Here is a 13691-nt window from a genome sequence, read left to right as displayed (position 1 = left end):
ATAAATATGTATAAACTAACTGTATTGTATGGTCATCCAACAAATGCTGAAGCCTTTGAGAAATACTACAAAGAGAAACATTTGCCACTTGCTTCAACTATGGAAGGTGTGGAAAAACTTGAAGTAACCAAGTTACTTGGGACACCAGATGGTCAAAAAGCCGATTATTATAGAATGGCAGAAATGTACTTTTCTAGTGTTGAGCAAATGCAAGAAACCATGGGGTCTCCAGAAGGACAAGCAACCGTTAACGATCTATCCAACTTCGCAACAGGAGGAGTCAATGTAATTGTAGGTATAACCGAAAATGATTAACAACTTAAAAGAATAAATGATTTCAAAAACAGTAAAAGGCAATTCAACCGAAGCTATCAAAAAAGAAATTGACAAGGCAACTTCTGATGGTTTCAAGCCAACATTAGCCATTGTTTTCACTTCAATTAAACAAGACTGGAAAGCTATTATTGATGTATTGAACCAAAAAGAAATTGCTGTTTTTGGAGCTACTACATCAGGCGAATTTATAGATGGAGATATTGAAGAAGGTAGCATGGTCTTGATGCTGCTCGATATAAACCCTAAGCATTTCAGAGTTCTATTTCTTGAAACAGGTGAACATACAACCCATGAAAATGCAAAACAAATTGGTATAGCTGGAAAAAACACCTTTAATAATCCTGCTTTTATTATCGCTTCAGGTTGGTTGCACATAGATGGTGAAAAAATCATTGAAGGCATCATTGAAGGTTTTGGTAATGAAGTAACCGTTTTTGGAGGCATGGCAGGAGACGATTTAGCCATGCAAGGACCACTAGTTTTTACAAATGAAAAAAGTGCCGTGAATGGTTTGCTTGCATTAATTGTTGATGAAGATAAAATTGAAATCAATGGTATTGCAACTTGTGGTTGGAAACCTATTGGAACCACCAAAACTGTTACAAAAAGTGAAGGTAATATTGTTTATACAATAGATGATAAACCCGCTCTTGATATGGTCATGAAGTACCTTGGTCTCGATATAGATTTAGATTCTGGAAATGATGTTCTGACCAATATTGGCGCTTATTACCCTTTACAATTAGAAAGAGAAAATGTAACTCCTGTGATGCGTACTGCAATGTGGGGAAATAAAGAAGACCGTTCTCTTATTTGTGCAGGCACAGTACCACAAGGAGCTAAAGTCAGGTTTTCACTTCCTCCAGATTTTGATGCTATTGAACAAGTAATTGACGAATGCAAAGAAGTGAAAAAAGAACGGCAAAAGGAAGCTGATGCACTTATCATGTTTTCCTGTATTAGTCGTCATTTATCTTTTGGTATTTTAATGACAGAAGAAATCGAGCAGGTGAAACAAGTTTGGGATGCTCCAATGGTTGGCTTTTTTAGCTATGGCGAATTCGGAAAATCAAAAACCGGAAAGCATGAATTTCACAATAACACTTGTTGTGTCGTGGCATTAAAAGAAAAATAAAAGATGAAATCAAAAACAATAAAAGCCAATTCCACAGAAACCATTATCAAAGAAATTGATAAGACAACTTCTGATGGATTCAAGCCAACTTTAGCAGTTGTTTTTTCTTCTATAAAGAGAGACTGGCTTAGCGTAAGTAATGTTTTAAACAAAAAAGAAATTACTGTATTTGGTGCGACAACTGCTGGAGAGTTTATTGATGGTGATATTGAAGAAGGTAGCATTGTCATCATGTTGCTCGATATGAATCCTGCGTATTTTAAATTAGAATTTCTTGAGACAAGTACAGAAACTACTATAGAAGATGCTAAAAAGTTAGGAATTATTGGTAAAGAAACCTATACCAATCCAGCATTCATCATAGCAACAGGTGGAATTTTCATAGATGGCGAACAAATTGTGGATGGCATCATGCAAGGTTTTGGAGAGGAGGCCACCATTTTTGGAGGGATGGCAGGAGATGATTTGATTGCTGAAAAACCCATTGTTTTTACCAACAATAAAAATAAAGACAACGCCTTAATAGCACTCATCATAGATGAAGACAAAATAGATGTAAGAGGTATCGCTAGCTGTGGTTGGGAAGCTATTGGAACTTCAAAAACAGTGACCAAAAGCGAAGGCAATATTGTATATACTATTGACGACAAACCAGCATTGGATATGTTAATGAAATACCTTGGTGTAGATGTAAAGCATGATGATAACAAAGGCATCGTTGCATTTCACAATTCTTGGTATTACCCACTTCAATTGGAAAGAGAAAACGGTGATACTGTAATACGTGCAACCAGATTTGCAAACAGTGAAGATCGTTCACTTATCTGTACTGGAAGCGTACCTCAAGGTGCTCAAATCAAGTTTTCACTGCCACCAGATTTTGACGCCATAGAAACAGTGGTTGCAGAATGTGCTAGTATTAAAGATAATGAGCAACAACAGGCAGATGCTTTAATTATGTTCTCGTGTGTAAGCAGACATTTATCATTTGGAGCCTTAATGAAAGAAGAAATAGAACAAGTACAAAATATTTGGAATGCGCCTATGGTAGGCTTTTTTACCTATGGCGAATATGGAAAATCTAAAATTGGCACAAACGAATTTCATAACAACGCCTGTTGTGTCGTGGCCTTAAAAGAAAAGTAAAAAATGAGATCAAAATCAATACATGGTAAATCTGTTTCTGACATCCAAAGTGAATTGGATAATGCAATGGTTGATAGATTTAACCCAACTTTAGCCATTGTCTTTATTTCTGTAAAGCAAGACAGAAAGGCTATTTGTGACTTGTTAGATTCAATAAATATTGATGTCTTTGGAGCCACATCTTGTGGTGAATTTATTAATGGCCACCAGACTGAAGGTGCAATAGCCATATTACTTCTTGAAGTAGCTAAAGAAAATTATAACATCTTGTTTGAAGATATAGAAGATACTAATCTAGATAACGCGGTCTCCAATTTGGCTAATAATGCGCTCAATCAATTTGCTAACCCATCACTCATCCTTTGCAGTTCAGGAATAAATTTAAAAGAAGAATTTTTAGATGGTGAAAAATTAGTAAATAGTATGAAAAAAAGCCTTGGAGCAGAAAAAATATTCTTTGGTGGTTTGGCTGGAGACGATTGGACATTAAAAGGAAGTTTTGTGTTCACAAATAAAAAAGATTCAGATAATGGTATCGTTGCTTTAGTATTAGACGGAAATAAAATCGCTTTAAAAGGAATGGCAGTAACTGGCTGGAAACCAATGGGAATTAGAAGAACTGTCACCAAAAGTAAGGGTAATTTACTCTACGAGATAGATGGTAAATCTGCTGTTGAACTATACTTGAAATATTTAGGAAAAGAAGAAAAACTATCGGATCAAAATTTTAAAATATACGAGGAAATAGGGTTTGAATATCCCTTCATTGTAGAGAGAGATAAAACCGAAACCATTCTGAAAACGCCTGTGAATATTGACAGTAAAGAAAAGGCACTTGTTATGAACATCCCTATGGAAGAGGATTCAAAATTTTGGTTCACACAACCACCAGAATTCAATATCGTTGAAGAAGTAATTGAAAAAGCAACCCAATTAAAACAAGACATCAATAAAGGAGTTGATGCCCTGTTAATTTTTTCGTGTGCAGGAAGACAACCTATTCTTGGACCCATGTCAACAGAAGAGAACGAAGGCCTCGCCGAACTTTGGAAAACACCTATGGCTGGATTTTTTACCTATGGCGAAATAGGCAGGTCGTATCAAGGCAAGCAAAATTTTCATGCAGGTGCATGTTGCTGGGTAACATTAAAAGAAAAAGCATGAATCAACACCTCAAACATATTTTAGATTTTATTGAAAGTTCAAATCACTTTTCTGAAGATGACAAAGCTGCCTTATTAAAATCGGTAAAGAGTGCCGATAAAGATTTGCTCATTTCAGATTTTAAATTAGAACGAACTGAAAAAGTAAAACGCACCACTGCTATTTTATTAGAGGAAACCATTGAAGAATTAGAGCATAAACGAAAAGCTATAGAAGACACAAACAATGCACTTCAAAAATCGTTAGATGAGCTTAAAGCGACTCAAACTCAATTAATTCAATCTGAAAAAATGGCAAGTTTAGGTGAATTGACTGCTGGAATTGCCCATGAAATTCAAAACCCTTTAAACTTTGTCAATAATTTTTCAGAAGTCAGTAAAGAATTACTCGAAGAAATGTTGGAAGAAATTGAAAATGGCGACATGGAAGAAGTCAATGCCATTGCACAAGATGTCATTCAGAATCTAGAGAAAATAAACCACCATGGAAAACGTGCAGATGGTATTGTAAAAGGCATGTTACAACATAGCCGAAGCAGTTCTGGAGTAAAAGAATTGACAGATGTCAATGTTTTGGTAGATGAATATTTACGTCTGGCTTATCATGGCTTACGTGCTAAAGACAAATCGTTTAATGCTGCATTGGAAACACATTTAGATGATAATATTAAAAGAATAAGTATTGTCTCTCAAGATATAGGTCGTGTGGTTTTAAACCTTATTACCAATGCTTTTTATGCTGTGAACGAAAAGAAAAAAAAACAAACTGATGCTTATGAACCAAAAGTAACTGTTGAAACAAAAAAATTAAAAGATGCCATAGAAATTTCTGTAAAAGACAACGGAAATGGCATTCCTAAAAAAGTATTGGATAAAATATTTCAACCGTTTTTTACAACCAAACCTACTGGACAAGGGACAGGATTAGGCTTATCCTTAAGTTACGATATTATTAAAGCACATGGTGGCGACATTAAAGTAAACACCAAAGAAAACGAAGGCACAGCATTCATTATCACATTACCAACAACCAACAACGCATGAAACTGACCAAAAAAATAGAAACCGAAATCTGGAAGATTTATGATACTTGGATGCAAGGATACCTGAATGCAGATGTCGAAACATATAATTATTATTTTGATGAAGACTATCATTTTATAGGCTCGACAAACAATGAAGAATTTCTAAACAAAAAAGATACTACAGATTTTTTTAAAGCTACAGGAGACCAATTTGCTGGATTGACAGATTTGCGTAAGGAAACCAAAACAATTGAAGTTTTTGGAGAACATGTTTTTATAACCCATTTTTTTGATGCTTGGTTTAAAAACGAAAAAGATTGGAGTTATTATGGGAGATTTCGATTTTCTTCTGTAATGCATAAAACTAAAGAAGGCTGGCGTTTTATATATCAACATTTTTCAATGCCAGACTCTAAATCAGAAGAAGGACAAACCATTGGCTTCGATAAAGTCCATCTTGAAAATCAAGAGCTTCGAGAAGCTATTCAACGTAGAACTACAGAACTAGAGCAAAAAAATCGTGAACTCGAAGTAGAAACAGCTTTAGAACGCATTCGCGCACAAGCAGTAGCCATGAAAGAATCCACAGATTTGCTGGATATTGTGGTAACCATGCGCAATGAGTTTATTAAACTTGGTCACGAAGCACATTATTTCTGGCACATGATGTGGCTCCCAAAAACATACGAAAAAGCCATGACTTCAGGTGATGGTAGCAAAATTGGTTTTGTAATGGAGTTACCAAGGCACATACATGGCGACATTCCTCAATTAGCAAAATGGGAAAAAAGCAAAAAACCAACCGTTGTGTATGTCATGAATGTAGATGAGGCCATTGAATACGTTGACAAAATGATCAACCTAGGGGACTTTAAAAACATAGATCCACAAGCGCCAACACATGATGACATCAGGCATATTGGCGGCCTGACCTTTATCATGGCACGAACCACACATGGAGAAATTGGTTACTCTTTGCCTGGAATTGTAAAAAACCCTCCAAAAGAAGACATTGATATTTTAGTAAAATTTGCAGGCGCTTTTGATTTAGCACATCAGCGTTTCCTCGACCTACAAAAAGCTGAAAAACAAGCCAGAGAAACTCAAATCGAATTGTCTCTTGAACGCGTTCGGTCTATTGCCATGGGAATGTCTAAACCAAATGATTTAATGAATATCTGTAAAGCTGTATTTACAGAACTTCAATCTTTAGGATTTAACGAGTTAAGAAATACGATGATTCATTCTTTTCCTGAAGATGACAGTTACTTTATCAACTATGACTATTCAGATAAAACAGGTAAAAACATCAATCAAATGTCTGCTAAAGGCGATCTCATGTTGGAGAAATTCACTAAGGAAATCCGTAATTCAGATGGTGCCTTTCAACATCTTTCAATTGAGGGGAAAGAGTTAGTTAAGTGGAAGGCGTTTAGAAAAGCAGATAATCAATTTGAAGATAAAAGATTAGATGCTATTGATGCATTACATTATTACAATTATTCAGTCAGTAACAGTGGTATTGGTATTTCAACCTATAGTAAAATTTCAGACGAAAAAATAGAATTGCTACAACGATTTAGAAATGTATTTCAACTCGCTTACAAACGATTTACTGATATTTCTACAGCTGAAAAGCAAGCACGCGAAGTTCAAATAGAATTAGCACTTGAAAAAGTACGAAGCCGAACCATGGCAATGCAACGTAGTGAAGAATTGCAAGAAGCCTCTTTTTTATTAGATCAACAAATAAGAGCATTAGGCATTAAAACTTGGGGATGCGCTTTTAATATTTACGGAGAAAACGAATCAACCGAGTGGTTTGGAAACGAAGCTGGTATTTTACACACTTATACAGTTCCGAGAGAAGGCATATTTAAGGACTATTACAACAAAGGTCAAAAAGGTGAATCACTTGTCATTAAAGAGTTTTCTGGAGACGACTGTGTAGCTCATTACGAATATATGAGTTCACTTCCTGTTATAGGAGATGTATTAAAAACCTTAAAAAAAACAAACAATGGTTTTCCAACCTACCAAATAGACCATGTTGTTTATTTTAGGTATGGCTATCTATTATTCATTACGAGAGAACATGTACCAGACTCACATGATATTTTTAAACGTTTTGCCAAAGTCTTTGAGCAAACCTACACACGTTTTCTAGACCTTCAAAAAGCTGAAGCGCAAGCCAGAGAAGCACAGATTGAAACTGCTTTAGAACGTGTAAGATCAAGTGCAATGGCTATGCACAAAAGTGATGATCTCACAAAAGCAGTAGATATTGTATTTTCAGAATTAAAACAATTAGAATTTAACACAGTTCGTTGTGGTATTGGCATTTTTAATGACCAGTCTAATAATGTAAATGTGTGGACTACCTCATCCAATAACAAGAAAGAAACCTCACATTTGTCTGGCGATGAAAAACTTGAAGGTCATCCACTTCTAGATGGAATCTACAATGCATGGAAAAAGCAAGTAGATTTTTCATATACTTTAAAAAATAAAGATCTTGAAAATTATTACCAGATTGTTTCAAATTCAAACCTTCCGGTCACTGCAACTTTTGATGATGATAAATTAACAACTCAATACTACCATGTCGTTGTTTTTCCTGCAGGAGGACTTTTTGCCTTTAGTGACACCGAATTCACTCAAGATAAAAAACTATTAATGAAGCGTTTTGGAGAAGTATTTCACCTTTCCTTTACTCGTCACCTTGATTTAAAACAAGCTGAAGCGCAAGCCAGAGAAGCTCGAATAGAAATGGCTTTAGAAAAAGTGCGTTCGCGAACTATGGCCATGCAAAATAGTAGCGAATTGCCAGAAGCTGCCAACAACTTGTTTCTTCAAGTACAAGAATTAGGTATTCCTGCTTGGAGTGCTGGCTATTGTATTTGGGAGGACAACCAGAAAAGTGCTTGGTGCAATATGAGCAGTGAAGGTGAGATTCAAAAAGGATTCTCCTTACCTACTATTGGCGAAGGCTATAATTTTGAGAAACCGCTTAAAAATAACGAACCATTTCATGTTGCAGAATTGGGTGGTAAGAAATTAGTAAAGCATTACGACTTTATGAAAACCCTTCCAGGCATTGGCGAAGTTTTAGAAGACTTTGACAAGAAAGGCATTGATTTACCAACTTTTCAAATCTTTCATATTATTTATTATACACATGGTTATCTCATGTTTATCACTTATGAACCTGTTCCAAACGATTGGGAAGTTTTCAAACGTTTCGGAAAAGTATTCGAACAAACTTATACGCGCTTCCTAGACCTTCAGAAAGCAGAAGCACAAACTCGCGAAGCACAAATCGAAGCCGCCTTAGAACGTACACGTACTCAAAGTATGCTCATGCAACATTCTAATGAATTAAACACAACAGCTCAAGTTTTTCATGAGCAACTACAATTACTAGGTATAGATTCTGAATTCTCCTATTTATGGCTGCCGGACGAAACTGAAAAAAATCATCAGTTTTGGGCAACATGGAGTGAACGCAAGAAAAGAAAAACCATTTACAAGAATAAAGCAGTTACGTTTCCATTAGATAAAAGTGAACCCTCTATTGAAGCTTGTTATGTTGCGTGGGAAAGTGGAGAAACTGTTCATGTCAACCCTGTACAGCCAGATCAAGTGGAAGACTATTTTAACACATGGTCCGAATTGCTTAATGGCGTTGAAAAATTTAAACCAGAATTATTTCCAGTGGGATTGTACTATATAGATGCCTATATGGACTATGGTTGCTTTGGTATTATGATAAAACGTCAACTTAATAACGATGAAAAAAATATACTAAGTCGTTTTTCTAAAGAATTTCAACGGACTTACACACGTTTTCTAGACCTTCAAAAAGCAGAAGCCCAAACCAGAACGGCACAAATAAACTTAGCAGTAGAACGCGTAAGAGCCAAAGCTTTAGCTATGCACAAATCTGAAGAGATTATGCAAGTAGTAGCAAAGCTAAAAGACGAAGTCATGTCTCTAGATATTCCTGATGTGATTGCCGCAACTATTTTCTTAAATGAAGGCGAGGATAAAGTAAGAATGTGGGATTTGTCATCCTTAGAAAAAGATGATGCTGGTTATGAGATCCCTTTTGACATCACTTTTAAATTAAAAAAATCGGATCCTCATTTATATGTAAAACGTGTTTGGGAAAATCCAAATGACTACTTTTTAGAATTACAAGAAGCAAAAGACTTTAAAAGAATTATTGCATGGCTTCGAGAAAATAATAAAAATGACATTGCCGATGAAGTTGAAGAATATACTGAATCCACAAAATTAGAACGTTTGCATCATGCCGTAAAAAAATTAAATAATGGCAAGTTGGTTATCGATTTATTGAATCCGCCTTCCAATGAAATGGAAACCATTTTAACTAAAATGGGAGCAGCATTCGATTTAGCCTACAAACGTTTTGAAGATTTACAAAAAGCAGAAGCACAAGCTAGAGAAGCACAGATTGAAGCGGCATTAGAAAGAGTACGTTCACGTTCTTTAGCTATGCAAAAAAGTGACGAATTACTAGATGTAATTGGTATTGTATCAGAGCAAGCAAATACTTTAGGATTAAAATTTGATAGTATTAGTTTTGGTAAAAGCAGCAAAGAAGGTGTTTTCAATTTCTGGATGACCTCGAAAGGGCAACCAAAACCTATTCTAATGGATGTTCCTTATATAAAAAATAATGTACCACAACGTGTAATTAAAGCTCAAAAACAAGGTCTAAAGTTTTTAGCAGATGTAGTAACTGGGAATTCTTATAAGAAATGGAATAATCATATTTTAACAAATACTCCAATACAATTTTTTCCAGAAGTTATTAAAAACTATTTAACTGAAGCACCTGGTTTTGCTAGATCTTCCTTTTTTCTGAAGGAAATTACGTTATATGTAATGAATTACCAAGCCGAGCCATTTTCTGATACTGACAATGCTATTTTTAATCGATTTGCACAAGTTTTTGACCAATCCTATACACGCTTCCTCGACCTTCAAAAAGCAGAAGCACAAGCTAGAGAAGCACAAATTGAAGCATCGTTGGAAAGAGTTCGTTCAAGAACCATGGCTATGCATAATAGTAACGAATTAGGTGAAGTGGCTGCCGTTCTTTTCGAGCAAGTTAGCCTATTAACAGATACACCTAATCGGTTTAACATTGGAATAATTAATGAAACGAAAAAAACTTTTAATATTTGGATTACTGATCAGGAAGGCAAAAATATCAATAACCTATTCGTTGCCGAAGTTAATAAATCACCTATTGTAAAGAAGAATTTTGAAGCGTGGAAAGCTGATAAAAAAAGAATTATTCAAATACTAGAAGGCAAGCAATTAGAAAATTGGATTGCCTATATGGGTGGTGAAGTTGGTGTGCCTTTTGACAAAAAACGCATCTCAAAACAACGTTATATAAATTCTATTTTCTTTAAGCAAGGTTTTATGGGAATCACAACCAGTGAACCCATTGAAGAAAACACTTTAATACTTCTTGAACGCTTTACTGCTGTATTTCAACAAGCCTACACACGTTTCCTCGATTTACAAAAAGCAGAAGCGCAATCAAGAGAATCGCAGATTGAAGCTGCTTTAGAAAAAGTACGTTCACGTTCTTTGGCAATGCACAAAACAGATGAATTACAGGAGGTGGTTGCAGTTGTTGCCGAAAAATTACACGAATTGGGAGTGATATTTGATGCAGGTGGTGTCATACTGTGCACCTATTTTCCAGATAACAAAGATGTTGTGCATTGGATTGCTGTTGATGACTTTTCAACTTCGGGAAGATATTTTGTGCCCTATTTTGATAATCCTATTTTTAACGAAGCTTGGGATTCTAAATCTCGAGGTGATGCCTATTTCTCTAAAGAATTTACTGTAGAAGCAAAAAATAATTTTTTTAAACAAGCATTTGAGCATAGTGATTATAGACAGATGCCAGATGATTATAAGCGGTTTGTACTTCAGGCTGATAAACATTATCTGTCTGCTGCTTGGTCAAAAAATTCTGCAATTATTATCCCTTCGCTTACAGGAGCTGTTCCTTCTGAAAGCGATGCGGAAATCATAAAACGTTTTGCCAAGGTTTTCGAACAAGCTTACATTCGTTTTATGGATCTGCAAAAAGCAGAAGCTCAAGCCCGAGAATCACTTATCGAAATTGGTCTGGAACGTGTAAGAAGTAGAACCCTTGCCATGCAAACTTCAGAAGAATTAGCAGAAACAGCTGTTGTTCTCTTTAAACAACTTATAGATTTAGGCGTTGCTCCAAACAGATTATTTATTGGTATTATCAAAGATGAAGGATCTGCTATAGAAGCCTGGGCAACCAATGAAGATGGTAGTAAAATAGCCAGTCAGTTTACCTTACAAGCATCCAAAAACAAATCCATAAACAAAATGCTGAATGGTTGGAAACAAGATGAAAAGTCTCTTGTTATCGATATGAAAGGCAAAGAATTGCAGGACTATTTTCAATACTTAAATAAAGAAATGAATATTCCTTTTATGTATGGATTAGAACAAAAAAGAAGAGTTCAGACCCTCGCCTACTTTTCAGGAGGATTAATAGGAATGGCTGCTCCTAATGAGCAATCTGAAGACAGCATGCGTTTGCTAGAACGTTTTGCTTCCGTTTTCAATTTAACTTATACGAGATTTAACGATTTAAAAATTGCTGAAGCACAAGCCAAAAAAGCCGAGGAAGATTTAATAAACTTACAGCTTGCTAAAAAAAGTGCTGAAAATGCCTTATCAGAATTACAACTTACACAAACCCAATTAATCCAATCAGAGAAAATGGCAAGTTTGGGAGAATTAACAGCTGGTATTGCTCATGAGATTCAGAACCCGTTAAACTTTGTCAATAATTTTTCTGAAGTCAGTAAAGAACTGTTGGATGAAATGCTGGAGGAAATTGAAAATGGCGACATGGAAGAGGTTAAAGCCATTATGAATGATGTTATACAGAATTTAGAAAAAATAAACCATCATGGCAAACGTGCAGATGGCATTGTAAAAGGGATGTTACAACATAGTCGTGCTAGTGGAGATAAAAAAGAATTAACAGACATTAATGCTTTGGCTGATGAGTATTTACGATTAGCGTATCATGGTTTAAGAGCAAAAGACAAAAGCTTTAACGCTTCCTTAATCACTGATTTTGATGATAAAATTGGTACTGTTAGTGTTATTCCACAAGATATTGGTCGAGTAATCTTAAATTTATTAACTAATGCATTTTACATAGTAAATGAAAAAAAACAATCCAATCAAAATGGCTACGAACCAACTGTATCATTAGTCACTAAAAAAGAGGTAAATGGAGTAACTATTTCTGTAAAAGATAATGGTAACGGTATCCCTAAAAAAGTTTTAAATAAAATTTTTCAACCTTTTTTTACCACCAAACCAACTGGTCAAGGCACTGGGCTGGGTTTAAGTATGAGTTACGACATTATTACAAAGGGTCATGGTGGAGAGTTGCTTGTGGAGACGAAAGATGGGGAAGGCACAACATTTAGTATTCAACTACCAATAAAATCAAATTTATGAAAGCTCTAAAGGATAATTTGTTAGAAAAATGCCATTCAGATTTTATAAATATTTGTTTCGGCGACTTTCCGATTAGAGAAGTAAAAAATAGCGTGAGTCAAAATATCACCGGCTATGGCACCAATATTAACGAAAAAATTAGATCCTTTCTTGATTTTATTTCACTTCTAAATATGCAACGAGAGGAATCGGAAGGCATTGATATGACATTCGATTTCGTCACAATTTCAAAAACGGTTTTTTCTGAAGGAAAATCAGCTGTTTTTATAGATGAAGGATCTGTGAAAATGACCATTGATAATAAACCTATTGAACTCTTTGTACGTCTTTCTTCAATTTTTGAATTTGAAAACATGAAATGGATGACGATTCACTTTCATGGTTCATTCCCTCAAGGTGAAGAAGGGGACCCAGACACTTGGTCTGTAAATGAATGGAAACAAAAGAATGAACGTTTAGAACAGCTTATTGAAAAACGAACGGAAGAATTGCGTCAATCATTAGAACATCTAAAAGCTACACAAACCCAATTAATACACTCAGAAAAGATGGCTAGTTTGGGCGAATTAACTGCTGGTATTGCACATGAGATACAAAACCCGTTAAACTTTGTAAATAATTTCTCTGAAGTAAGTTATGAACTAGTAGATGAAATGAATGACGAATTGGACAAAGGAGATATTGAAGAAGCAAAACATATTGCCTTAGACATTAAACAAAACCTCGAAAAAATAAACCATCATGGTAAGCGTGCAGATAGTATAGTAAAAGGGATGTTACAACATAGTCGAAAAAATACAGGTAAAAAAGAACCTACCGATATTAACAAGTTAGCGGACGAATATCTTAGATTAGCCTATCATGGTCTTAGAGCAAAAGACAAATCTTTCAATACTACAATAATTACCGATTTTGACGACTCAATTGAAAAAGTCAACCTCATCCCTCAAGATATTGGAAGAGTCATTCTTAATATAATTACAAACGCCTTTTATGTGGTTGATGAAAAAAAGAAATCTGAAATCAAAAATTATGAACCTACCGTAACTATTAGCACCAAACAAAGAGGTAAAAACATTGAAATTTATATTACAGATAATGGAAACGGCATTCCAAAAACCATATTGAACAGAATTTTTGAGCCTTTTTTTACCACCAAACCAACAGGTCAAGGCACAGGGTTAGGGCTGAGCATGAGTTATGATATCATTAAAGCACATAATGGTGAATTGAAAGTGGACACAATAAAAAATGAAGGCACTACATTTTCAATTTTACTTTTCAACAATAAAAAATCAAATAGGTAAACTACATAAG

Annotated in this window: 7 protein-coding genes; all 7 read left to right on the top strand. The window is 35.1% G+C overall.

The genetic code is table 11. From position 1 onward, the window contains the following. Positions 1-6 precede the first annotated feature (6 nt). From ACI5KZ_RS13945 to ACI5KZ_RS13915, 7 genes are read left to right on the top strand one after another with little or no spacing between them, the layout of a single operon-like run. On the top strand, positions 7-315 hold the full coding sequence (locus tag ACI5KZ_RS13945) for an EthD family reductase (protein WP_109309064.1): 309 nt from the start codon (positions 7-9) through the stop codon (positions 313-315). 16 nt (positions 316-331) lie between these two features. Continuing rightward, positions 332-1471, top strand: coding sequence for an FIST signal transduction protein (locus ACI5KZ_RS13940; protein WP_109309065.1), 1140 nt, complete (start codon positions 332-334; stop codon positions 1469-1471). A 3-nt stretch (positions 1472-1474) separates the two neighbouring features. After that, positions 1475-2617, top strand: a complete 1143-nt coding sequence (locus ACI5KZ_RS13935; RefSeq protein WP_406847967.1) for an FIST signal transduction protein — start codon at positions 1475-1477, stop codon at positions 2615-2617. A gap of 3 nt (positions 2618-2620) precedes the next feature. Further along, positions 2621-3781, top strand: a complete 1161-nt coding sequence (locus ACI5KZ_RS13930) for an FIST signal transduction protein (protein ID WP_109309067.1) — start codon at positions 2621-2623, stop codon at positions 3779-3781. Beyond that, positions 3778-4824, top strand: a complete 1047-nt coding sequence (locus ACI5KZ_RS13925) for a sensor histidine kinase (protein WP_109309068.1) — start codon at positions 3778-3780, stop codon at positions 4822-4824. The genes ACI5KZ_RS13930 and ACI5KZ_RS13925 overlap by 4 nt, the downstream gene beginning before the upstream one ends. Next, entirely contained in the window at positions 4821-12374 is a 7554-nt protein-coding gene (locus ACI5KZ_RS13920) for an ATP-binding protein (protein WP_406847966.1), read from the top strand. The genes ACI5KZ_RS13925 and ACI5KZ_RS13920 overlap by 4 nt, the downstream gene beginning before the upstream one ends. Continuing rightward, positions 12371-13681 carry an ATP-binding protein gene (locus ACI5KZ_RS13915; protein WP_406847965.1) on the top strand — a complete coding sequence of 437 codons (1311 nt, stop codon included), beginning with the start codon at positions 12371-12373 and terminating at the stop codon, positions 13679-13681. Before ACI5KZ_RS13920 ends, ACI5KZ_RS13915 begins: the two co-directional genes overlap by 4 nt. The last annotated feature ends 10 nt before the right edge of the window (positions 13682-13691 follow it).

It is taken from the genome of Xanthomarina sp. GH4-25, assembly GCF_045363175.1.
Taxonomy (GTDB): domain Bacteria; phylum Bacteroidota; class Bacteroidia; order Flavobacteriales; family Flavobacteriaceae; genus Xanthomarina.
This window is presented reverse-complemented; position numbering and strand designations above follow the sequence as displayed.

Excerpts from the sequence above, each read along its gene's own strand:
- ACI5KZ_RS13945 (WP_109309064.1), top strand. The coding sequence starts at position 7 with ATGTATAAACTAACTGTATTGTATGGTCATCCAACAAATGCTGAAGCC.
- ACI5KZ_RS13935 (WP_406847967.1), top strand. The coding sequence starts at position 1,475 with ATGAAATCAAAAACAATAAAAGCCAATTCCACAGAAACCATTATCAAA.
- ACI5KZ_RS13930 (WP_109309067.1), top strand. The coding sequence starts at position 2,621 with ATGAGATCAAAATCAATACATGGTAAATCTGTTTCTGACATCCAAAGT.
- ACI5KZ_RS13925 (WP_109309068.1), top strand. The coding sequence starts at position 3,778 with ATGAATCAACACCTCAAACATATTTTAGATTTTATTGAAAGTTCAAAT.
- ACI5KZ_RS13920 (WP_406847966.1), top strand. The coding sequence starts at position 4,821 with ATGAAACTGACCAAAAAAATAGAAACCGAAATCTGGAAGATTTATGAT.
- ACI5KZ_RS13915 (WP_406847965.1), top strand. The coding sequence starts at position 12,371 with ATGAAAGCTCTAAAGGATAATTTGTTAGAAAAATGCCATTCAGATTTT.
- ACI5KZ_RS13940 (WP_109309065.1), top strand. The coding sequence starts at position 332 with ATGATTTCAAAAACAGTAAAAGGCAATTCAACCGAAGCTATCAAAAAA.